Source organism: Psychrobacter sp. UBA5136 (assembly GCF_002414005.1).
Classification (GTDB): domain Bacteria; phylum Pseudomonadota; class Gammaproteobacteria; order Pseudomonadales; family Moraxellaceae; genus Psychrobacter.
Genome location: NZ_DHYG01000066.1, coordinates 96,978 through 119,476 on the forward strand (window position 1 = coordinate 96,978; position 22,499 = coordinate 119,476).

The following is a 22,499-nucleotide window of genomic DNA, read 5'->3' on the forward strand; positions in this document are numbered from 1 at the left end:
TTGTTTCTACAGCTTAATGCTGTTCCCTTTGCTTATTGTTCTTTTTTACATTGTCGGTAACGATGTTATTTGTCTCATTGCCGTTACTTAAGGAGCGATTGGCTAGGATGGCCAGGCCCCAAAGCGGGATAAGTGTACTGATAATCATAGTTAGCATCACACCCCAAAACTCATCACCTAACGCAAATAGCAATAAACCTGCTCCAGCAGAAACGGGCAAAAAGGCAAAACCACTATCGACCAGTAACGTATTGCTTGCTTGGGTTAGCCAGTGGGGCAGCCCTTTTATAACTCGCCAAACCATCAAAATAACAAACATCGTTAAGAGGCCGACGATGTTGGCCGCTTTTTCGATTCCCGCCCATTGGCAAACAACGACTGCGGACTCACGAACCACCACGACCATTATCAGCGTTAATATGAGCGCCATCCATAAGGGTGTGTTGGAGGTAGAAGTAGACCTCATAAGAAAACCTAGCCAAGTCAGATATAAAACGATCAGATATAAAAAGAGACGCACTTTAACGAAGATGTTGTAACGGATGCATTTTAACGCAAGCATAGAGGCTGATTATATAGAGAGTAGGCAAACTAATAAAGTCTAGCTATGGACTGCGGATGCGAAAAGAATACGGTGTATTTTTTAAATGGTTTATATAAAAATGTCCATTACACCTAAAAATGCTAAGCGTAGGCCATATAAAAAGGACGCCATCATTTGATAGCGTCCTGTTCTGAAATGGTTGAGTGTAAATGGTTAAGAGCAATTTTATTTAACTCTGCGAATCAGATGCTTCTGTCGCAGAATTTATTGCTTCAAACTCAGCAAAAGCATTTTCTTCCTCTGGCGTTAAAGAAGCGGCTTCATCAATACTCTCCTCTTCGTCGCTCTGTTCAAACGGTTCAAGAATCGGCATTAGCAACGTTGCTTGTGCCAACGGCAACACATCTAATGGCTTTAGATTGGCTTGACCCAGTAGCTGCTTGAGTCTGTCACTTGGCAGGCGAATGGTTAAGCATTCATGACCATTATCATCATAGCTTTCTTCTAAAATCACGCCAAGCTCGTACAGGGTATTTTTAAATTGCCCCGCATTATAAGGTAGGGTTAAATTAAAGGTGGTCAAAGTGCCCGTTAATAGCTGCTGGACGGCAAGTGTTAGCTCTTCCATGCCTAAGTTTTCACGTGAAGAAACATAAACGCGGTTTGGCTGTCCTTCACTCGCATAGCCAATGTGCACAGGCTCATCGGTCAAGTCTATCTTATTATAAACATTGAGCACAGGCACATCGTTATCAATCTCTGCCAAAACGTTTTTGACCGCTTGAATCTGTTCGTGCATGTCTTCACTGGAAGAGTCGATAACGTGTAGCAATAAATCTGCTTCTAACGTCTCTTCTAGGGTTGCATGAAACGACTCAACCAATTCATGCGGCAAATGACGGACGAAACCAACGGTATCGACCAACACCACGCGACCAACCCCTTGCCAATCAAGGCGGCGCAGTGTCGGGTCGAGCGTAGCAAATAACTGGTCAGCCGCGTAAATATTTTCATCGACCAAGCGATTAAATAGGGTAGACTTACCAGCGTTGGTATAACCGACCAGTGAGATGGTCGGGACGTCTGATTTTTGCCGACGTGCTCGACCTTGGGCGCGGGTTTGGCGTACTTTCTCCAGTTTGTTTTTCAGCTGAGTCACACGCACTTGTAATAAGCGGCGATCCGTTTCCAGCTGAGTTTCACCGGGTCCACGCAGACCGATACCGCCTTTTTGGCGCTCCAAATGCGTCCAACCTCGCACCAATCGCGTTGACAAGTGGTTTAGCTGCGCAAGCTCAACCTGTAGCTTACCTTCGTAAGTACGGGCGCGCTGGGCAAAAATATCCAAAATTAAGCCCGTACGGTCAAGCACGCGGCATTGTACCAAAGCTTCGATATTACGCTCTTGCGATGGCGATAAATTGTGATTGAAAAGGACGATATCAGCGTCGTATTCGCGCACCAATTCTGCTATTTCCTCAGCTTTGCCACTACCAACGAAATACTTAGCATCAGGACGCGCACGCGAGCCTGTAACCAGTGCCAAGCGGTTAGCGCCTGCTGAGTCTGCAAGTAGCTCAAATTCATTTAGATCATCGGGATCTTGAATTTGGCGGATGTCTAAATGGACGATAATGGCGCGCTCGCCACCTTCGTGTCTTTCAAAATATTCCAAAGAGTATCACCTATTTATTAAAGTAGATAAATCGCTATTATCGGGTTAATGTCCGTTGATATAGCTTTATATAACCTTCTATATGTGGTCTTATCACTTGATATTAAAGCGTATGAAAGAAATTAGCCATGTCTTTATGTTACAGCGTTTATTGGTAAATAACATTTAGCGGTAAAGATTTCGAGCTGACTTTATTAACAAAAGCCACTCATAATTCAGTGCACAAGTCGTCACTGACTAAATAAATTTTGTTATACTCATGGCGCTTGTTTACGAGATATAATCATACGTTTTTTAAGCAGCACTCTCTTTGACCAATGATTTTTTCACCACTAAGCTTTTAAATCATTAAGTTTTTAAAACACTAAGCTTTTAATAAAGAATTTTTTAACCCATAAGTTTTTAACCACGAGGGACAAAGATGAGCCAATCTAAGTCAGGCTTTTCACTCAAACAGCAGTTAGGCCGCGGTAAACAAATCGCTGGCATGACCACCACCATCGCTGGCGGACTGCGCGCCGCCCAGCGTATTGGCGCATTTAAACAGCCACCGCGCGAAAAATTGCCACGCTATATTCAAGCCTTTTGCCGCAAAATGGCCGGCTCGTTTGGCGTACAGGTGGTGGCGGTCGAGCGGGTCGAGCAGCACCACGGTCTGTGGGTTTCTAACCATGTGTCGTGGATGGATATTCCGGTAGTGGGGACGCTGAGCCCAGCCTTTTTCTTATCAAAAGCTGAAATCGGCGACTGGCCAGTCTTTGGTAAGCTTGCTCATGCGGCAGGTACGGTATTTATCGAGCGCGGTTCCGGTGATGCTGGCACGGTCGCAACGCAAATTGCCAATTTTTTAACCAAAGGCTTTTCGGTTATCTTTTTCCCAGAAGCGACCACCACCGATGGCAAAAAAATCAAACGTATCCACGGAACTTTGCTGCAAGCGGCGATAGATGCTGATGTACCGATACGCCCGCTAGTGATTGCTTATGTCAATAAAGACGGCACTTTAAGTGAAGCGCTACCTTACTATGGCAAAATGACGATGAAAGATAGCCTAAAAAAGGTGCTTGATAGCAAAGACGTGACGGCTTTTGTCTTACCGCTTGAGCCGATAGATCCTAAAGGCTTGAGCAAAAGTCAGCTGACCGATTTGTTACAAGCGCATATGCAAGAAGGCTTGGCTGAACTGCATTCGCGGGTTTTAACAAAAGCAGCTAAAGCATAAGTAGGCATAAAACGGTTTCAAATTAACAACCATAAAAAGCTCAATAAAAAAGGCGCAAATCTTAGTAGTCATACTAACGATTTGCGCCTTTTTTATTGTTATCAAATACTGGCAGTTCAGTATATTAAATCTGAAAAACATCTGTCACGCCGTAAAGTTATGGCGACGGATTGGGATGCTGGGTATGTACCGCCTCAATCGCTTCTAGGACATCAGCGCTTAAGGTTAAGTTAATGCTATCAATGTTCGATTGTAGCTGCTCAGTGGTGGTTGCGCCAATGATATTACTGGTCACAAACGAGCGCGAATTGACAAAGGCCAGTGCCATTTGTGCCATATCCAAACCCGCATCGGCAGCAATTTTGGCGTATTGAGCGGTGGCGGCTTTTGCTTCTTCATTAGTATAACGGGCAAAGCGGTCATACATCGTCAGGCGCGCGCCCGCAGGACGTTTGCCGTCAAGGTATTTACCAGACAAAACGCCAAAGCCAAGCGGCGAGTAGGCCAGTAAACCGATATTTTCACGATGGGCAATCTCTGCCATGCCAACTTCATATAAGCGGTTGAGCAAACTATAAGGATTTTGCACCGTGATAGGGGCAATTAAGCCATTTTTATCTGCTTCCCACAGATAGCGCATCAGGCCCCAAGCGGTTTCATTTGATAGTCCATAAGCACGAATACGGCCTTTTTTAATCTCGTCATTTAGTGCTTGGATGGTTTCTAAAAACGGCGTTAAATCCTCAAGCGACTGCGCTGCCATCTCTTCGCTATAACCACGCTGACTAAAAAAGTTCGCTTGCCGCTCAGGCCAATGCAGCTGATAAATATCGATATAATCAGTCTGCAAACGCTCAAGATTGCCATCGATAGCGCTGCTGATGTGCTCAGCGGTATAACGCGTCTGCCCATCGCGTAAAAAATCCATCGGCGACATTTTGCTGGCAAGAATGACCTTGTCGCGCTGTTTGGTCTTATGAAACCACGTGCCCATAAAGCGTTCGGTGTCACCTTGCTTGTCTTTGTCAGGCGGCGACGGATACATCTCAGCGGTATCCCAAAAGTTCACCCCGTTGCTAAGCGCCAAATCCATCTGTGCATGGGCATCGCTTTCGCTATTTTGCTGTCCCCACGTCATCGTCCCTAAGCAAATTTTTGAGACTTTTTCATTGAGCTGCGGCAGTGTTTGATATTGCATCTGTTTATCCTTTTTTATTTTAATATAGAGTTATTTTTATCCTAAATAATCTTGATTCCCGCGACGCCCGGCGGGGTGACTTGAAATATCTGCACTTTAAATAGCACGGGTTGACCGGCAAGCGGATGGTTAAAATCGACTTCTACTTCGTCGTCATCAATGGCGCTAATGGTACCGGGTAAGGTGTTTTTGCCTTTGTCTTCAAACTCGACCAACATACCGATTTCAGGATTGTCAGCGACCAAGGCAAATTGGGTTCGGCTAAAATGCTGAATGTTATCAGGGTTCCACTCGCCAAACGCTTGCTCAGGCTCAAGGTGAGCCGTGCGCGTATCGCCAGCGCGTAGATTCATCAGTACTTGCTCAAAACCCGGTAAAAAGCTCTCATCGCCAACGGTCAGCGTCACTGGTTCGTCGCGGTTAAAGGTTGAATCAATCACGGTACCGTTTTCTAGCGATACTTCAAAATGCAGCTTCACAAGGCTGCCGTGAGTGATACGTGTGTCTTCATTGGGAGTGATAAATTGGGAGTCGGTCATGGTAAAAGCCACCTATTGCGAGTTATAAAGTAATTATAAATATGGTTAAAAATAATGTCAGAAATGATAAGTCATCTGGGATAGGTTGTAAGCCTAAATAGTGTAACGCAAATAGTGTAATATATTTGACGAATCTAAGAGAGAGCGCATTATTTATGGCAAAACCGATGGCACATAAACAGCAAGGTCACATTAAAAAATGGCAGAACGATAAAGGTTTTGGTTTTATTGAAACTGCTGCGGGCGAGTCGGTATTTTTTCATGTCAGCGCGTTTAAAGCCCAGCGCCGTCCTGAAGTTGGCGAGCACGTGGTTTTTACCGTGGCGAAAGACAATCAGGGGCGCTTGCAAGCAAGAGAGGTGCAAGAACTCAGCTTTGTGCAACAAAAAATGGCGCAAAAAAACAGCCAAATACGGCGGCGCAATCATAAACGCAGCGCCCAAGCAGAATTTGAAGCAGGCCAAAAGAAACGTTTATTTCTTGGCATTGGCTTTTATGGCGTTTTAATTTTATTGGCGCTAACCGACAAGCTAAGCTGGTTAGTGGTTGCTTGGTATGCGCTATTAGGCGTCATCACCTACAGTATGTATGCTAAAGACAAAGCCGCTGCTCAAAATGGCGACTGGCGCACGCCTGAATCAACCTTGCATCTGTTAAGCGCGCTGGGTGGTTGGGTCGGTGCAATGGTCGCACAGACCTATTTGCGGCATAAATCACAAAAGCCTGAATTTCGTATTACCTATTATTTAACCGTTATTATTAATTTAGCAGGGTTGTTATTTATTATGGTAGGGGATGGGTTAACTGGATTAAAAGGATTATTATAAGCACGCTTTGTTCCTCTTTTCTCCTGTTCTTAATTCTGCTCTAACATGCGCTTATAAATCGCCGCATCGGCAGCCGAAAAACAGCAAAAAATGACTTCATGAATTGAGAGCTCAGCCGTTTGCTCTAAACTGTTTTGTAGATAATCTTGCACCGTATTGATAGCAATTTGCGCCGCTTTTTCGATTGGATAACCATAAACCCCTGTGCTAATGGACGGAAAAGCAATGCTACTTATACTATGTTGAACCGCTAAATCCAGTGATTTTTTATAACAGCTGGCGAGTAGCTCTGGCTCATGACGATTGCCACCATGCCAAACAGGACCGACCGTATGAATGACGTGCTGGCAGGGTAGCTTAAATGCTGGACTGATTTTAGCATCGCCTGTTTGGCAACCGTTTAGTGTACGGCAGTACTCAAGTAACTCAGGTCCCGCCGCTCGATGAATCGCACCATCAACGCCGCCACCACCAAGTAAGCTTGAGTTGGCAGCATTGACAATGGCATCGACATTTAACGTGGTGATATCGGCTTGTAGTACTGACAAAGTAACAACGTGCTTATTGTTATCATTAGCAGCAGAAATTTGCTTTTGAGCAATAGGTTTTATTTGATTATTAGACCTTTGATTATGAGACATAGCAGCACCCTTTTTATATTGAACCAATGATACTTTAGCGCTTTTAAGGTAAATCAACTATGTGGCTTACGTTATCGCTAAGCTTTAGTATAATCAGTTCAAGATAAAATCGATACGTTAATAGTTGTGCGCGACTGGGATAAATTTTTCTTGCTTGCTGCTATCACAGAGGCTACGAAAAATTTATCCCAGTCTCACTGTAACTGTTTTAAAGTGGCTCCACTATATGTTAACTCTTAATAAAGACGCAAAAAAATAGGCTATCCATTTGGTAGCCTATTTGCAAAGTCATTCTGTAAGTATTATTTAAACGTGCGCTTCTTTTCTAAAAACAGCATATCAATCACAATCAGCGCCACGCCAATACAAATAGCAATATCGGCAATGTTAAAAATGGGATAATGCCAAACGTCGGCATAATGTACATGAATAAAGTCAATCACGTGACCATGTAACAAGCGGTCAATCAGGTTACCAAGAGCACCGCCAAGCACCAGAGCTAAGCCAAAGGATAATAGCTTGGCTTTACGCGGCGCTTTGACCAGATAGCCGATTAAAAATAGCGACATTACGAGCGCCAATCCCGCAAAAAACCATTTTTGCCAACCCGCCTGGTCTGCCAAAAAACTAAACGCCGCGCCATAGTTATAAGCAAGCGTCCAATTTAAAACAGGCTCAATGACGGACACAGGCTCAAGGAAATTTAGCTTGGTTTGCGCCAACCATTTCGTCCACTGATCAATAATAAGCACAGCAAGCGACAGCAAGTACCACATAAAGGCGTGGCTGCCATTAGTCACCATTTTTGGTGTCTTACTCAGACGACCTTTAGGCGTGGTTGAGCTACCCGTGGTCGCGTGCGCAGGTTTGGGCGAATGATCGACCTCAACCTGCGACTGCTTATTTTCAGGTGAGTTAGGCATAATGGCGCACCTCGCCATCGCCGCTGACGTTGGTCACGCAGCGTGCGCATAATTCAGGATGCGCCGCATCTGTACCGATATCATCACGGATATGCCAGCAGCGTACGCATTTGGTGCCAGTCGCCGCACTGACATCAACGACTAACTCACCTGATTCATCCGCACTATTGTCAGTTTGCGCTTTTACATTGGCTTTATCAGTAGGTGCTTTACTCATCGGCTGTAATGTCGCGCTGCTGGTAATTAAAACAAAACGCAGCTCTTCGCCAAGTTTCGCTAAGCTGTCATACATCGCGCCATCGGCATATAAATCAACGCCTGCAGACAAGTTAGCATTGATGATTTTTTCACCGCGCGCGGTTTCGATATGCTTATTGACGCTATCTTTTGCTTGCATGATACGTTGCCAGTCGTCGCTGGTGATGGCGCTAAGCTCAAACGCTGGGAATTCATACCACTCTTGGGTAAACACGTAGCCTGCATCCTTGCCGTTTTTACCTTCCAATACTTCCCACGCTTCTTGCGCGGTGAATGATAAAATCGGCGTAATCCAGCGAATCAGCGCATGAGCGATATGATAAATCGCCGTTTGCGCTGAGCGGCGCGGCTGTCCATCAGTTTGGGTGGTGTACTGACGGTCTTTAATAATATCTAAATAAAAACTGCCCAAGTCCTGCGAGCAAAACGCGGTAACATGCTGGGTGACTTGGTGAAAGTCCATCGCATCATAAGCGCTGATGATTTGCGCTTGTACGCTTTGGGCGCGTTCAATGATAAATTTATCAAGGCTAACCAGCTCATTAATGTCCACGCTGTTGGTTGCTGGATCAAAGTCATCGGTATTAGCAAGTAAGAAGCGTAAGGTGTTACGAATACGGCGGTACATATCGATGGCGCCTTTAAACACCGTTTTACCCGCGCTCATCTCGTAGCGATAATCGCTTGAGGCAATCCACAGACGCAGCATGTCCGCGCCGGTTTTATTAATCTCGTCCTGCGGCGTGATGATATTGCCAAGTGACTTACTCATCTTGCGACCGTTTTCATCAACCACAAAACCATGGGTTAATACTTGCTTAAACGGTGGGCGCTCGTACATTGCCTCTGACGTTAGCAGAGAAGTCTGGAACCAACCGCGGTGTTGATCCGAGCCTTCTAAATACATATCAGCGGGATTGGTCAATTCATCGCGCTGCTCAAGAACGGTAAAATGCGTCGTTCCTGAGTCAAACCAAACGTCTAAGGTATCGGTCGCTTTATCATAATCAGCAGCTTCTGCCCCTAAAAAGTCTTCACAGCTGGCATCAAACCAAGCTTCAACGCCGCCTGCAGCGATTTTTTGCGCTGCCACTTCCATTAATTCTAGCGTGTTTGGATGCAGCTCGCCGGTTTCTTTATGAGTGAAAAAGGTAATTGGCACGCCCCATGTACGCTGGCGTGAGATACACCAATCGGGGCGACCTGTCATCATGGCTTCAATACGGTTTTGCCCCCAAGCAGGCGTCCAATTAACCGAAGGAATATCGGCAAGCGCACGCTCCCGTAAGCCCTTGACTTCCATATTGATAAACCACTGCGGCGTGGCGCGGAAAATAATCGGCGACTTATGACGCCAGCAATGCGGATAGCTGTGCTCAATTTTGGTATGGCTGATTAAATGGCTGTTATCATGCAAGGCAGCAATGATTTGTGGATTGGCTTTATAAATGTGCTCACCGGCAAATACCGCCGCGCTGTCCAAATAAACGCCCGTGCCACTGACGGGGTTTTCAACGGGCAGATTATATTTAAGACCAACGATATAATCATCAAGACCGTGACCGGGCGCCGTATGGACGAGGCCCGTACCGCTATCAGTGGTCACGTGCTCACCTAGGATAAGCGGCACTTGACGATCGTTAATCAATGGATGCTGGACACGCAAACCTTCAAGTTCGCATCCTGAAACGGTAGCTAGGATGCCATCATTACTCAATTTAAACTCGCTTAATGCGCTTTCAACCAAGTCCGTGGCTAATAAGAAATTACCTTTAGCAGTTGCCACCACACTATAATCATGCTCAGGATGTACCGAGATGGCTTGGTTCGCAGGCAAGGTCCAAGGCGTCGTCGTCCAGATAACAGCAGCGATATTACCTTCGATGTTATTTAATGCTGCAACCTTGTCGGTGTCTAAAATATCAAAGCTCACATAAATGGCGTCTGAAACTTTATCTTGGTATTCAACTTCGGCTTCAGCTAGCGCAGAGCTACAGTCCAAGCACCAGTTCACAGGCTTCATACCGCGGGTCACATGGCCGTTGTCATAAATCTTGGCAAGCGCGCGTACGATGTTGGCTTCCTGATGAAAATTCATGGTGAGATAAGGGTTGTCCCAATCACCAAACACGCCCAGACGTTTAAAGTCAGCCTTTTGTAGCTCAATCTGGGTACTTGCATATTCGCGGCACAGGCCACGAAATTCAGTTGCCGAGACTTTTTGCCCAACTTTACCAACTTTGGCTTCGACCTTTTGCTCGATAGGCAGACCATGACAGTCCCAGCCTGGCACATAGGGCGCATCAAAGCCTGACAAGGTTTTTGACTTCACAATAATGTCTTTCAACACTTTATTGACCGCGTGACCCAAATGAATCTGCCCGTTGGCGTATGGAGGGCCGTCGTGCAAAATATATTTGGTCGCGCCCGCACGCGCCTGCCGAATTTTGCCGTACACGTCGTCCGCTTCCCAAGCCGCCAGCCAATCTGGCTCACGTTTGGCAAGGTTTGCACGCATCGCAAATGGCGTATCGGCAAGGTTAAGAGTGTCTTTATAATCGTGGCTTGGCGTATCGGTGCTTTTATCAGTCATAGAAGGTGTCTTATTAAATGGGGGTTAGAAGTTGCGTTTAAGATTTAGGCTTAACATTAAATATAATATGGGGTCAAATATTGGATAATCGATACTAGTTTTTACTTAGAAAAATTGGCTTAGAACACATGGCACAAAATAGGCTGCTTATAACTCATTTAACTCACTTATAAATGGTTACGTCAATAATAAATACTAATGAGACGATTGCAACCCAAAATATCTTTAACAGACAGCAGAGTAATTAGAATAGTGGCGAAGATAACGGCAGCTATTATATGACAAAATGGGTAGGGTAAAAAGAGCTGACCAGTATCGTCCTATTTTTGACCATAACCCATCGTTTATATCAGCAATACGTCGCCTATTAAATCATAGGTCTGGCATGTTTGATTGCCTATTTATTAGATTTTATAAAATTAACTGGCTGTCAAAAAATTTCTGACAACCACAAACGCAATCTAAGCGACCAAAGCGGCTGAATACCGGTCAAGCCTTGCATCATCTCACCATCTTTTAAAACAACATAAGACGGTGTTACTTGTCCTTGCCAGTCGGCGAATATCTCACCTTCTTGGTCATTAACCGCGGTAAAACGGTAGTTATTTTCACCAAGATAGCGACGCAATTCTTGATTAGAGCCTGATTTAATGGCAATGGTGACGACAGGATAATCATTTGCAGCGGCAAGCTTGTCTATCGTCGGCGAGGTCACCCGACAAACCGGACACCAGGTGCCCCAAAAATATACCAGCGTTGGTTTGTCTTGGCTCAGTGCTGCTAAGTCAACGCTTTGCCCTTGATAATCGGTCAATTGTAATTGCGGATTGGCAGGCATAATTGGCTGGCGCCACCAATTAACAGCCGTATAAATGACCGCAAATATCAATCCATATATAAGCACCATTTTGACGACAGACAGCACTTTTTGCTGCGTGGTTTTTTTTGGTTTCGCAATTGTCTGATTGCTCTCAGTACTTTTATCAGTATCAGTCGTCATAATGGCTGCTTTTCTTGCTCTCAAATTTTTAATAGATAAAAATAAACGGCTGAATGGTCAGCCGTACTATTCATAAATTCTTTAGGATACTTTTAAAAAATCGCACGCCGCTATTCACGTAGCGGTTTTATTTCGAACTGCCTATAAGCGCTTAAGGTTTTTTGGCACGGTCTTGCAGTGGATCACCAATAAGCACGCTGCCTGAGTTTTCACGGCGCTCGGCGTCCGATAATTTACTCGCGGGCACTTTGGCTTTTCTCTTCCATTTTAAGCTAAATAAATCATCGCGGCGGTCAAGCAGATTATGTACCGAGCCTTCGTGACGCACGTGAGTGAGCTTATCTAAGTTTACATCAGAGAAAAATACCATTTCGGTATTGGCTGTCGTTTCTGCCATAATTGCATCGTGCGGGAAGGCAAAATCTGATGGCGAGAAAATAGACGACTGCGCGTATTGAATATCTAAGCTTTCTACTTGCGGCAAGTTACCAACTGAGCCGCAAATCATCACATAACACTCGTTTTCAATCGCCCGCGCATGCGCACAGTGGCGTACGCGCAGATAGCCGTTTTGTGTATCTGTCCAAAATGGAACGAATAAAATATCCATGTCATCAAGCGCCATTAAGCGTGCAAGCTCTGGGAACTCAACGTCGTAGCAGATCAAAATACCGATTCGACCAGCGTCGGTGTCAAACACTTTGACCTCATCGCCGCCTTCAATCACCCACGCGCTACGCTCATGCGGGGTAATATGGATTTTGCGCTGCTCTTCGACCGTTCCATCGCGACGGCACAAATAGCTGACGTTATAGAGGGTATCATCCTCGTCTAATAATGGCATTGAGCCTGTGATGACGTTGACGTTATAACTGACCGCCAAGTGCGATATCTCGTTTTTAAACCACTCGGTATAATCCGCCAAGAAACGGATGGCAACGTTTTGATCGGTTGATTCACACAGACCCATCAGCGGCGCATTAAAAAACTCTGGCAAGCAAGCAAAATCAGAGTTGTAATCGGCCATGATATCGACAAAAAACTCGACCTGCTGTAACAGCTCTTCAGGCGATTCTACTTCACGCATTTGCCACTGAATACCGCCGATGCGTACCTCAGATTTGCGGGTGTTGGGTTTGTACTCTTTTGGCTCGTAATAAATGTTTGCCCACTCAAGCAAGGTCGCAAAACCTTTTGACTGGGCATCATCAGGCAAATAGGCGGTCAAGATACGCTTTACGATAAAGCCATTTGATAACTGAAACGACAGCGCGGGATCGTGAATTTCACGCGATTCAACGGCTTCGATATATTCACCAGGGGTCAAATCTTGGTGATTGTGATAATTGGGGATACGACCACCAGCCAAAATAGCGCGGAAGTTTAACTGGCGACACAGCTCTTTACGTGCATCATAGAGCCTGCGACCTAAACGATAACCGCGATAATCGGGATCAATCAGCGCATCAAGCCCATAAATAGCGTCACCCTCAGGGTTGTCTTTGATGATTTCTTTGTGACCAATCAAATCATCATAGGTGTGCGGGTTAGAAAATTTGGCATAGTCAACCCGCATGGACAGTACCATACCAATCAGCTGGTCATGGTCAAATAAGGCAATCTGCCCTTCAGGAAAGGCGTCAATCAAGGTATGAATGGTGTTCTTTGACCATGCGCCGCCTAAATTGACATAAACGCGGTCCATCAAGGCTTTGAGTTGCGGGTAATCTTTTTTCTTAATCTCGGCAATGGTTAGGTGAAAGTCGTCTAATTTTTCTATCTTGCTCATAAAGTACCTGTCTGTCGCTAAAATATACGGCTGTTAATAAAGTTAGTTATAAAATTTGCTGATAAATTTCTGCTAATAAGAAGATGGTAAAAGCTTGTGATATGAATGTCTGCAATGAAACAATGGCTAAAGGTAAACATGACTAAAGGTAAACGCCAGCGCAGCGTTTTGTCCCACCTTATTTAAGATTGACTACGATCATTGTCCTTTGCTTTTACAATAAGTTATAAGTAAATTATAAGCATAGTTTCTTAAGCACAGTCTCTTAAGTATAGTTTCTTAAGCATAATCTCTTAAGCATGGTTTCTTAAGCATAGTCTCTGCTGTCATTTGTTTTAATGAGGGGTCTGAGGCTATTTACAAGTGCTTATTTTTAAATGGCGCGGAGCTGGGACGCCTGTTTTTGGCTTACTGTCGCGAGCAATTAGTAGTGCTAGGCTTAGCAATACGCAGGTTATGATAGCAGCCCAAGCTTTCCATCACAGTCAAGCGGCGTAACGTTTTGCTAAGTTTTTGTGAGTTGGTTTTGGTCGCGAGCTACATTTTTTGAGTGGGCTATTAGTTTGGTACGCTGATATTTATAAGCCATGCGGTTAGGATAAAACCAGTCGATGTAGTTAAAACAACAATATAAAAATGACGCTAACATTTAATGTTTAGCGTCATTTTTTATGGCAGAGCAGCTATTATCTTAATAAATAATCCATCACATATCAAAAATCTTGCCACGATTCATAATATTATTTGGGTCAAAGACCTTTTTAATGTCGCGTAAATACTCAATCTCAGTTTCGCTGCGGCTATAGTTTAGATACGGCTTTTTCGTCATGCCAACGCCGTGCTCTGCAGATACCGAGCCGCCATATTTTTGTACCGTTTCAAAGACGTATTTATTAACAATCTGACACTCAGAAAAGAAGTCGTCTTTACTCATATTTTCAGGCTTTAAAATGTTGAGATGCAAATTGCCATCGCCGATATGACCAAACCAGCAAACCTCAAAGTCAGGGTAGTTGCTGCTAACGATATGGTCAATCTCCGCGATAAACTCTGGTACGTAGCTGATGAGTACCGAAACATCGTTTTTATAAGGGGTAAATACCGAGATGGTTTCAGAAATATATTCGCGCAGCTTCCAAAGCTCTTCTGCTTGCGCCAGACTTTGGCTCATCACGCCGTCAACCACCCAGCCTTGCTCCATGCAATGCTCAAAGATTGCCATGGCTTTATCCATGATAGGCTCATAAGGCGCTTCAAACTCGAGTAGGGTATAAAACTTGGTACGCGATTCAAACGGCTCTTGCACTTGACCATGCGCCATGAGTTTATCAATGGCCACCTCATCAAAGAACTCAAACGCCGTTAAATCGATTTGCGCTTGAAAGGCAGAGAGTACATTCATGACATCATTAAAGCTGTCCATGCCAAGCACTATAACGTTTAAGTCTTGCGGCTGACGCTCAAGCTTGATTTGTGCATGCGTGACAAGGCCAAGCGTGCCTTCGCTACCGATAAACAATTGGCGCAAATCATAACCGGTGGCGTTTTTAATCATGCCGCGGTTCAGCTGCAAGATATCACCTTTACCCGTGACAACCGTTAAACCCATAATCCATTGACGGGTCATGCCATAACGAATGACTTTAATACCGCCGGCATTAGTGCCGATATTGCCGCCAATTTGACTGGAACCTGCTGAAGCAAAGTCGACAGGGTAGTAAAGGTCTTTTGATTCGGCGAATTGTTGCAACTGCTCAGTGACCACGCCGGCTTCAATCTCAACCATACGGTCAGCAGGATAAAATTGTCCGATATGATTCATTTTATCCATGCTAACGACAATCTCGCCATTGGCGGCAACGGCGCCAGCAGACAAACCGGTACGACCGCCACTTGGCGTTAAAACCACATTGTGCTCATTGGCAAGGAGGACAATCGCTTGAACTTGCTCGGTGGTCTTTGGAAAGACGATGGCAGCAGCGGCAGGGGCGAAATGCTTGGTCCAGTCTTTGCCCCAATGCTCGAGGCTTTCACTATCGGTTTTGATTTGGCTGGCGTCAAACTGATGTACATCAAGCAAGGTGTTTAAGATGCTTTGAACGGCGTCTGTATTGGCTGTAGAATTGTTTTGGGCGTTAGAGTTGCTTTGGCTGGCTAAAGAAGTCATGGTCAAATCTCGGTATAAACGTAAGCGCTATGCATAAAAGGGATTATCATATCGCCAAATGGATATAACTAAGCGATGATAACTGTGTTTATATAAATATTAAGTATAAGTGAGCGCGCGGAGCAATGATAGAGAGATATGCTATCACGCGCCTACCTATAGAGTAAGTAGCAGCAATAATTAAAAAACCTCTAATAAGGTTTGGATACGCTGTTTTGGCAAAACGTTTGCATAAAAGTTTTGAGTACAATGTTGATACCCTAAGGCTATGTACAGCGATTCACTATAGCATAAAAAGTTTTCAGGCTTGATAAGCAATAATTCATCTAATCTCCTAACATCGCCGCCAAATTTTGTGTAAGATATCCAGACTGTTTTTCGTTTCATCCATCAGACTTATCCCACTGATGATTTTTATAAGACAATTATAGGACAGTTCCCACATGGCGTTATCACTACAAAAAGACAAGATCCGGTTTTTATTGCTTGAAGGGCTACACGACAATGCGTTAAAAGTATTGGAAGCGGCGGGTTATCATAACATCGAAAACATCAGTCACGCCCTAGATCAAGATGAGCTGATCGAAAAGATTAAAGACGCTCACTTCATCGGTATTCGCTCGCGCACGCAATTGACACGTGAAGTGCTTGAGCACGCCCACAAGCTTATCGGTATTGGCTGCTTTTGTATCGGTACCAACCAAGTCGACTTGGACGCCGCTCGTGATTTGGGTATTCCTGTCTTTAACGCGCCATATTCAAACACCCGCTCGGTCGCTGAGCTGGTATTGGCCGAAGCTATCATGTTATACCGCGGTATCCCTGAAAAAAATGCCACTGTCCATCGCGGCGGCTGGGGCAAATCTGCCACTAACTCGCATGAAGTTCGTGGTAAGACGATTGGTATCGTCGGTTACGGCTCTATCGGCTCGCAATTGTCGGTATTGGCGGAAAGCTTCGGCATGAAAGTCATTTATCATGATGTTGTGACCAAATTGCCACTGGGTAACGCTGTGCAAGTCGGTAGCTTAGAAGAGCTACTATCAACGGCTGATATCGTCACCTTGCATGTGCCTGATGTGCCAAGCACTCGCTATATGATGGGCGCGGCACAATTTGCACACATGAAAGATGGCAGCTACTTTATCAATGCGGCGCGCGGTACCTGCGTTGAGATTGATGATTTGGCAGCAGCACTTGAGTCCGGTAAAATCTTGGGCGCAGCGATTGACGTGTTCCCAAAAGAGCCAAAATCTGCTGACGAAGAGTTTGAATCACCACTGCGTAAATTTGACAACGTTATCTTGACGCCGCATATCGGTGGTTCTACGCAAGAAGCGCAGGCCAATATTGGTCTTGAAGTCGCCGATAAGTTTGTTCGCTACTCTGATCAAGGTGATACCGCGACTGCCGTCAACTTCCCAGAAGTTTCTGTGCCGTTTAAAGAAGGCTCGCATCGTCTGCTGCATATCCACAAAAACGTTCCAGGCGTACTGTCACAGATTAACCGTTTGTTCGCTGAAGCAAATATCAACATTTTAGCGCAGAGTCTCATGACCGAAGGTGATGTTGGTTACCTGGTGATGGATGTGGATTATAACGATTCTCGCGCCGCTTTAGATCAGCTAAAAGACGTTGAAGAAACCATTCGCGTACGTATTTTATTTTAGATATCCCTAATTTAAAACGAAGTATTTGCCTATCGATAGCAGATGATCCTTGTGGTTGTCTGCTATTTTTTTATGTTAGGTATCACTATAAGTAGTAAAGGTTTAGATTATTTTGCTTTGATCAATTTTTCTGTGTTAGCGACCTTCGACCATAATAGTGCTACAAAAGTCCTAATGATTGAGCAAGTTCAAGCTGGTTAATATTGAGTGAGCAAAACCATTGAACAATTTAAGACCAGACTATGCAAAATAAGACGACAACAATAAAATTTAAAAACAATAAAATTCAAAACCTCAACGCGACAATGCGACAACTCTATAACGGCTTAACTCATGACCACCACATTTTATACGATTGGACATTCGACCCGTAGCCTTGCTGAGCTGATTGAGATGCTTCAAGCAGCCAATATCGAACTGCTCATTGATGTGCGCAGTTTTCCTCGTTCTCGTACCAACCCTGATTTTAATATCGATACTTTTCCAGAAGCGCTTAGTCAATTTGGCATCAGTTATCAGCACTGCCCCGACCTTGGCGGGCGACGTCCGAAGCAAAAGCAAGTCGATGAAGACATCAATAATCTATGGCGCGTGCAAGCTTTTCATAATTATGCAGATTATGCGTTAAGTGATACTTTTCAGGCAGCTCTCGACCAACTCATTCAACTGGGAGAAAAACAGCGTCTTACCCTTATGTGTTCTGAAGCAGTATGGTGGCGTTGCCATCGGCGCATCATTACCGATTATTTACTGCTGAGAGGCGATAGGGTAGAGCATATTATGGGCGTTGGTCGCTTAGATCCTGCCAAGCCAACACCCGGAGCTGAGCTTAATAGTCAAGGACAAGTGGTTTATCCAGCAGTATAATATAATTAAAAGAGACAAAAAAAAGAGGCGCTAGTGACCTCTTTTTTGACAATTCTTATTTAATAAGCCTTATTTAATAAATCTCAATGCCGTTAAGCTTTGGCTTTATTGGCGGCTTCTGCCTGACGACGGGCTTCAATCTTAGCTGCTTTACGCTTTTCAATCACGTCAATCACATCGCTACCAATATGCGCTTCGCCGCGTTTCTTGGCTAGCTGCATTTGATGCTCGCGCTCACGAAAACGCGCTTTTTGCTCTTCGCTGGCTTTATCGATACAATGCGGGCACGACTCGCCTTTGACATAGGCGGCGCTTTGCATATCATTTTGAGTAATCGGCATACGGCAAGCAAAGCATTGCTCATAGTTGCCTTTTTCTAAGTTATGATTGACTGACACACGGTTGTCAAAGACAAAGCAATCGCCCTGCCACATAGACTCGCTGGCTGGGATTTCTTCTAAATACTTTAAAATTCCGCCTTCTAAATGATAGACCTCTTCAAAGCCTTGCTCGCGCATAAATGCTGTCGATTTCTCACAGCGGATACCACCTGTGCAGAACATCGCAACTTTTTTATGCTTAGCAGGATCGAGCTCTTTAGCCACGTATTCTGGAAACTCGCGGAAGGTTTCGGTTTTTGGATTAACCGCATTTTGAAAGGTTCCAATTTGTACTTCATAATCGTTACGGGTATCAATCAGAATAACCTCAGGATCTGAGATTAGCGCATTCCATTCGCTAGGTTTCACGTAGCGACCGACCGACTGTAACGGGTCGATATTTTCTACGCCCATGGTGACGATTTCTTTTTTGAGCTTCACCTTGGTGCGGTAAAAAGGCTGGGCATCGGTATATGACTCTTTAAAAGTAAAGTTGCCAATCGCTTCGATACTGCGCAGGTATTCTAAGACATTATCGATACCTTGGCGGCTACCAGAAATCGTGCCGTTAATGCCTTCGCTAGCAATTAATAGCGTGCCTTTGACGTCATTCTCTAGCATGGTATTTAAGATTGGCTCGCGGTATTGCTCAAAATCGTTAAAGCGCGTGAACTTATATAAAGCTGCAACCACGATATTATTGGTGACGCTATCGTATTCGGTGGCGTGGGTTGACGCTTGTACGTCAGTCGTTTGTGAGGTACTCATGTTTTTCTCCTGCTGGCTAGGTCGCAAACCTAGTGCATTGCGTTTAAGTATGTAGATTAGATATAACACTAGCGCGATTGTGGAATTGGCTAATGCGGGCGTAGTTTAACAAATTTTAAAAAGGTTTTGGCGTTTTTATTATCTTAACGTCTCATAGAAATATGAGAGATAATAAAAATGAAAAAACAAAAAAGCCCAGTAAAATACTGAGCTTATTTAATATTTATGATATCAAGCTAAAAATTTGGCCTAGATTACTTACTTTGGAACCAAGTATCGGCTTTGCTACGCGCGCTAGCGATATCAGCACTTGATAAGTTTAATGCCAATTGACCGATTTTACCGCGTGCTTTGTTACGGACTTTTTCATCAAGCATACCGTCACGAGCAGCCAAGTCATACCATTTATAAGCATCGACCAAGTTTTTTTGCTTTTCATCAAGTAGGGCAAGCGTATAGCTGGCACGGTTGTCGCCGCGCATCGCTGCTTTTTCTAGCCATAAGCGCGCTTGTTGAAGGTTTGGTTGTACGCCTTCTCCGCGCAAATACATGATGGCAAGGTTCAACTGAGCAGGGGCAACGCCTTGCTGAGCTGCTTTGGTGTACCACTGGATGGCTTGCTGGGTGTTTTGGGCAACGCCTTCACCCTTTTGCAAGCGCTTGGCTAAATAAAACTGGGCGTGATTGTTACCTTGGGCAGCGCTGGCAGACAGCTCACTGATAGGCATTAGCTCAAAACGTGAGGTATCAAGTGGCACGTTTGATATTAACTCAGCGTTGGCAAGGCCTGCACAAGAAAACAGGGCGGTAAACAACGCAGCTTTTAATAGTTTCATAGCAGCTCCAAAATTAGGCAGTTAATAAGCAAAAAAGTTGCACCGCTAAAATTGTCTCGTTAAAGACAGTGAGGCGGCGATAACAATTAGGTGAAATCTTGCGCTACCTTCTAACCTAATTATTAGCAATAACATTTATATATTTAGTGGGTCGTTGCCACAAATCGGGCCGATAAACGGTTAAAAAATCCGATAAACGGTCGTAATTGGGGTGCGACTGACACTATTTTGCTAGCTTAACATCCAAACTTACGAAACTCAAATACTAATTACACGATTTAATGCTTACTTATACCTCATCGACCTCAATAAAATCATAGAGTTACTTAAGCGTAAGGATAATTTAACAATCTATTAAGGTTAAAATGATGACTTATGGTGTTTAATTGTCCTTTAATAAAGAATAAATAAACACAGCTATTACTCAGGTTTTTGTTTGGTCACGCGATAAATAGCGACGTCTGCGAGCAGATTGGGTGCTTGGCGTATTAACGCTGTCATCAGCGGCGCATGGCCTTTTTCAGAATCACTGACGGCAAAGCGATTGATGATATGAATATCGTGCTGCGCGCACAGCTGCTCAAAGTCTTTAAAGGTGCATAAATGAATGTTCGGGGTGTTATACCACTCATAAGGCAGCGCTTCTGAAACGGGCATTAGACCTTTTAGCCCCAAATGCAGGCGGTTTTGCCAGTGGGCAAAGTTGGGAAAGGTAATGACGGCTTCGCGGGCAACGCGTAGCATATCGAGCAATAACACATCAGGCGCTTTTACCGCTTGCAGGGCGCGCGCCATAATGACGGTATCAAAGCTGTTATCCGCAAAGCGCGCTAGGCCATCATTGAGATCTTGTTCGACGATAGATAAGCCCTTAGCGATGGCTTCATTGATTTTATCGCCGTCAATCTCAAGCCCGTAGCCGGTCACGCCGCGTTTTTGTTGCAGATGTGCCAGCAGATCGCCATTGCCACAGCCTAAATCCAGCACGTGTGAATGCGGTGCAATCCAGCGCTCAGCCAGTTGATGATCCATTCTCATGAGCGCGCTCCTGTACTTGGTCGGCTGTTTTGACGACTGTCTTTTGACTGAGTGTTTTTTATCGGGCTTTTTTTCGGTTGGCTTTTTTTCGACTGGCTTTTTGTCAAAGTGGCATCAGAGATAAATGGCGCGGTCAAAAAGCCTTTAACGGCGCCCATATAACGTGGAATATCAAATAAAAACGAATCATGACCATGCGGCGCATCAACATTGATATAGCTGACCGGTTTGCCAGTCGCCATTAATGCATCGACAATCTCTTGCGAGCGCTCCGGAGCAAAGCGCCAATCTGTGGTAAATGACACGATCAGATATTGGCACTGCGTATGGGCAAAGGCGGCTTTAAGCGCGCTGAGTTCTTGCTCGTTGGTTGTATCAATGTCCTCGATATCGGCGCTGTCAGCTAATGTTTTTTCAAGCTCGTCCTTGTTAGTATCCGCTTTTACTGAGGCGCCGATTGATGATTCTAATGGCTCTTCTGCTCCTAATGCTGACGATGACGTTGATGGATAGTCACGCGTTGGATCAAAATAATCTAAAGCCTTGGTCATGAGCAAATAAGTATTGGCATCGAAGTTTTCGCTAAAGCGTTCGCCTTGATAGCGCAGATAGCTTTCGACCTGAAACTCAACATCGTAGCCATACATAAATTTACCAGATTTTAAATCACGGCCGAATTTTGCCTTCATGGCGTCATCGGTCAAATAGGTGATATGGCCAACCATGCGCGCAAGGATAAGCCCGCGCCGAGGATAAGTACCTGCCTGCAAGTAGCGCCCATCTTTAAAATCGGGGTCGGATAATATGGACTGACGCGCAACTTCGTTAAAAGCGATATTTTGCGCTGAAAGCTTTGGCGTACTGGCAATGACCACACAGCGTTTTAAACGCTCTGGATAATCGACCGACCATTGCATGGCCTGCATACCGCCCATTGAGCCGCCAACGACGGCGTGCCACACCTCAATGCCCAGTCGGTCTGAGAGCATGGCTTGGGTTTTTACCCAGTCTTTAATGGTGACAAGGGGAAAGTCAGGGCCATAAACTCGTGGTTCTCCACCATCGCTTATACTATCTGGATTAATCGTCGTGGGACCTGTAGAGCCAAAGCAGCTGCCGATATTATTTAAGCAAACAACATAAAACTGATTGGTATCAATGGCTTTATTGGGGCCAATCATATTGTCCCACCAGCCGGCTTTTTTATCATCGTCACTATGGAAACCCGCTGCATGATGGCTACCAGACAAGGCATGGCAAATCAAAATGGCGTTTGATTTGTCGCTATTGAGCGTGCCGTAAGTTTCAACAATTAAATCAAACGCGGGCAGGGTGCGGTTACACTCCAAGGTCAACGGCTCAGCGAAATGAAAAGTCTGCGGCGTGACGATGCCAACCGAGCCTGCCAAACCGGCGGCACCTGCCGTATTAGAAGAATGATTGGTGGAGTGTTCACTGGTACTATCAGAACGTGCGCTCAAAGCTACCTCACAAAACTACAGTTATAAGTAAAACGACGGTTATAAATAAACAAACTTAAGATGGCGACAGTCATTTGCCGATG

The 22,499-nt window shown here is 44.8% G+C and carries 18 protein-coding genes; 4 read left to right on the forward strand and 14 right to left on the reverse strand.

Features of this window, described 5'->3' with window-relative positions; all coding sequences use genetic code 11:
- Positions 1 to 13: 13 nt before the first annotated feature.
- Positions 14 to 466: a CidA/LrgA family protein gene (locus tag B4240_RS10940; RefSeq protein ID WP_296239176.1), complete on the reverse strand. Its 453-nt coding sequence runs from the start codon at positions 464 to 466 to the stop codon at positions 14 to 16.
- 307 nt (positions 467 to 773) lie between these two features.
- Complete coding sequence (hflX, locus tag B4240_RS10945; protein ID WP_296239178.1) at positions 774 to 2,219, reverse strand: ribosome rescue GTPase HflX; 1,446 nt, start codon at positions 2,217 to 2,219, stop codon at positions 774 to 776.
- Positions 2,220 to 2,640: 421 nt separating this feature from the next.
- On the opposite strand from hflX, the gene B4240_RS10950 reads away from it, so the two are divergent.
- Positions 2,641 to 3,441, forward strand: a complete 801-nt coding sequence (locus tag B4240_RS10950) for a lysophospholipid acyltransferase family protein (RefSeq protein ID WP_296239179.1) — start codon at positions 2,641 to 2,643, stop codon at positions 3,439 to 3,441.
- A 157-nt stretch (positions 3,442 to 3,598) separates the two neighbouring features.
- On the opposite strand, the gene B4240_RS10955 is transcribed toward B4240_RS10950, so the two are convergent.
- Both B4240_RS10955 and B4240_RS10960 read right to left on the reverse strand, forming a co-directional pair.
- Positions 3,599 to 4,639 (reverse strand): aldo/keto reductase, encoded by a 1,041-nt coding sequence (locus tag B4240_RS10955; RefSeq protein ID WP_296239181.1) that lies wholly within the window; start codon positions 4,637 to 4,639, stop codon positions 3,599 to 3,601.
- Positions 4,640 to 4,680: 41 nt separating this feature from the next.
- On the reverse strand, positions 4,681 to 5,178 hold the full coding sequence (locus tag B4240_RS10960) for an FKBP-type peptidyl-prolyl cis-trans isomerase (RefSeq protein WP_296239182.1): 498 nt from the start codon (positions 5,176 to 5,178) through the stop codon (positions 4,681 to 4,683).
- A 155-nt stretch (positions 5,179 to 5,333) separates the two neighbouring features.
- Here B4240_RS10960 and B4240_RS10965 point away from each other — a divergent pair, with 155 nt between their 5' ends.
- Positions 5,334 to 6,005, forward strand: coding sequence for a DUF1294 domain-containing protein (locus B4240_RS10965; RefSeq protein WP_296239184.1), 672 nt, complete (start codon positions 5,334 to 5,336; stop codon positions 6,003 to 6,005).
- A gap of 29 nt (positions 6,006 to 6,034) precedes the next feature.
- Here the strand turns inward: B4240_RS10965 and B4240_RS10970 are convergent, their stop codons facing one another.
- The 6 genes from B4240_RS10970 to B4240_RS10995 all read right to left on the reverse strand — a co-directional run bounded on the left by B4240_RS10970 (position 6,035) and on the right by B4240_RS10995 (position 15,376).
- Positions 6,035 to 6,646: an O-acetyl-ADP-ribose deacetylase gene (locus B4240_RS10970; protein WP_296239185.1), complete on the reverse strand. Its 612-nt coding sequence runs from the start codon at positions 6,644 to 6,646 to the stop codon at positions 6,035 to 6,037.
- Positions 6,647 to 6,948: 302 nt separating this feature from the next.
- Positions 6,949 to 7,569 carry a signal peptidase II gene (gene lspA / locus B4240_RS10975; RefSeq protein ID WP_296239186.1) on the reverse strand — a complete coding sequence of 207 codons (621 nt, stop codon included), beginning with the start codon at positions 7,567 to 7,569 and terminating at the stop codon, positions 6,949 to 6,951.
- A complete protein-coding gene (gene ileS / locus B4240_RS10980; RefSeq protein ID WP_296239187.1) occupies positions 7,562 to 10,420 on the reverse strand; it encodes an isoleucine--tRNA ligase in 2,859 nt (952 codons plus the stop codon). The genes lspA and ileS overlap by 8 nt, the downstream gene beginning before the upstream one ends.
- Before the next feature lie 430 nt (positions 10,421 to 10,850).
- On the reverse strand, positions 10,851 to 11,420 hold the full coding sequence (locus B4240_RS10985) for a protein disulfide oxidoreductase (RefSeq protein WP_296239189.1): 570 nt from the start codon (positions 11,418 to 11,420) through the stop codon (positions 10,851 to 10,853).
- A gap of 151 nt (positions 11,421 to 11,571) precedes the next feature.
- On the reverse strand, positions 11,572 to 13,209 hold the full coding sequence (locus B4240_RS10990) for a carbon-nitrogen hydrolase family protein (protein WP_296239190.1): 1,638 nt from the start codon (positions 13,207 to 13,209) through the stop codon (positions 11,572 to 11,574).
- Between the two features lie 706 nt (positions 13,210 to 13,915).
- A complete protein-coding gene (locus B4240_RS10995; RefSeq protein ID WP_296239191.1) occupies positions 13,916 to 15,376 on the reverse strand; it encodes an FAD-binding oxidoreductase in 1,461 nt (486 codons plus the stop codon).
- Positions 15,377 to 15,819: 443 nt separating this feature from the next.
- Between B4240_RS10995 and serA the strand changes: the two genes are divergently transcribed.
- Positions 15,820 to 17,046, forward strand: coding sequence for a phosphoglycerate dehydrogenase (serA, locus tag B4240_RS11000; RefSeq protein WP_296239192.1), 1,227 nt, complete (start codon positions 15,820 to 15,822; stop codon positions 17,044 to 17,046).
- 333 nt (positions 17,047 to 17,379) lie between these two features.
- The gene (locus B4240_RS11005; protein WP_296239194.1) at positions 17,380 to 17,913 is read left to right on the forward strand and encodes a DUF488 family protein; all 534 of its coding nucleotides are present in this window, start codon (positions 17,380 to 17,382) and stop codon (positions 17,911 to 17,913) included.
- A 92-nt stretch (positions 17,914 to 18,005) separates the two neighbouring features.
- Here B4240_RS11005 and B4240_RS11010 read toward each other — a convergent pair whose 3' ends face one another.
- The 4 genes from B4240_RS11010 to metX form a co-directional block, all read right to left on the reverse strand.
- Positions 18,006 to 19,061, reverse strand: coding sequence for a rhodanese-related sulfurtransferase (locus tag B4240_RS11010; RefSeq protein ID WP_296239195.1), 1,056 nt, complete (start codon positions 19,059 to 19,061; stop codon positions 18,006 to 18,008).
- A gap of 254 nt (positions 19,062 to 19,315) precedes the next feature.
- Positions 19,316 to 19,897: a tetratricopeptide repeat protein gene (locus B4240_RS11015; RefSeq protein WP_068404007.1), complete on the reverse strand. Its 582-nt coding sequence runs from the start codon at positions 19,895 to 19,897 to the stop codon at positions 19,316 to 19,318.
- A 420-nt stretch (positions 19,898 to 20,317) separates the two neighbouring features.
- Complete coding sequence (metW, locus tag B4240_RS11020) at positions 20,318 to 20,935, reverse strand: methionine biosynthesis protein MetW (protein ID WP_296239197.1); 618 nt, start codon at positions 20,933 to 20,935, stop codon at positions 20,318 to 20,320.
- Positions 20,932 to 22,344, reverse strand: coding sequence for a homoserine O-acetyltransferase MetX (metX, locus tag B4240_RS11025; protein WP_296239215.1), 1,413 nt, complete (start codon positions 22,342 to 22,344; stop codon positions 20,932 to 20,934). The genes metW and metX overlap by 4 nt, the downstream gene beginning before the upstream one ends.
- Positions 22,345 to 22,499 lie beyond the last annotated feature (155 nt).

Coding starts and splice junctions, on each gene's coding strand:
- B4240_RS10940 (WP_296239176.1), bottom strand. CDS start 466: ATGAGGTCTACTTCTACCTCCAACACACCCTTATGGATGGCGCTCATA.
- B4240_RS10950 (WP_296239179.1), top strand. CDS start 2,641: ATGAGCCAATCTAAGTCAGGCTTTTCACTCAAACAGCAGTTAGGCCGC.
- B4240_RS10955 (WP_296239181.1), bottom strand. CDS start 4,639: ATGCAATATCAAACACTGCCGCAGCTCAATGAAAAAGTCTCAAAAATT.
- B4240_RS10960 (WP_296239182.1), bottom strand. CDS start 5,178: ATGACCGACTCCCAATTTATCACTCCCAATGAAGACACACGTATCACT.
- B4240_RS10965 (WP_296239184.1), top strand. CDS start 5,334: ATGGCAAAACCGATGGCACATAAACAGCAAGGTCACATTAAAAAATGG.
- B4240_RS10970 (WP_296239185.1), bottom strand. CDS start 6,646: ATGTCTCATAATCAAAGGTCTAATAATCAAATAAAACCTATTGCTCAA.
- lspA (WP_296239186.1), bottom strand. CDS start 7,569: ATGCCTAACTCACCTGAAAATAAGCAGTCGCAGGTTGAGGTCGATCAT.
- ileS (WP_296239187.1), bottom strand. CDS start 10,420: ATGACTGATAAAAGCACCGATACGCCAAGCCACGATTATAAAGACACT.
- B4240_RS10985 (WP_296239189.1), bottom strand. CDS start 11,420: ATGACGACTGATACTGATAAAAGTACTGAGAGCAATCAGACAATTGCG.
- B4240_RS10990 (WP_296239190.1), bottom strand. CDS start 13,209: ATGAGCAAGATAGAAAAATTAGACGACTTTCACCTAACCATTGCCGAG.
- B4240_RS10995 (WP_296239191.1), bottom strand. CDS start 15,376: ATGACTTCTTTAGCCAGCCAAAGCAACTCTAACGCCCAAAACAATTCT.
- serA (WP_296239192.1), top strand. CDS start 15,820: ATGGCGTTATCACTACAAAAAGACAAGATCCGGTTTTTATTGCTTGAA.
- B4240_RS11005 (WP_296239194.1), top strand. CDS start 17,380: ATGACCACCACATTTTATACGATTGGACATTCGACCCGTAGCCTTGCT.
- B4240_RS11010 (WP_296239195.1), bottom strand. CDS start 19,061: ATGAGTACCTCACAAACGACTGACGTACAAGCGTCAACCCACGCCACC.
- B4240_RS11015 (WP_068404007.1), bottom strand. CDS start 19,897: ATGAAACTATTAAAAGCTGCGTTGTTTACCGCCCTGTTTTCTTGTGCA.
- metW (WP_296239197.1), bottom strand. CDS start 20,935: ATGAGAATGGATCATCAACTGGCTGAGCGCTGGATTGCACCGCATTCA.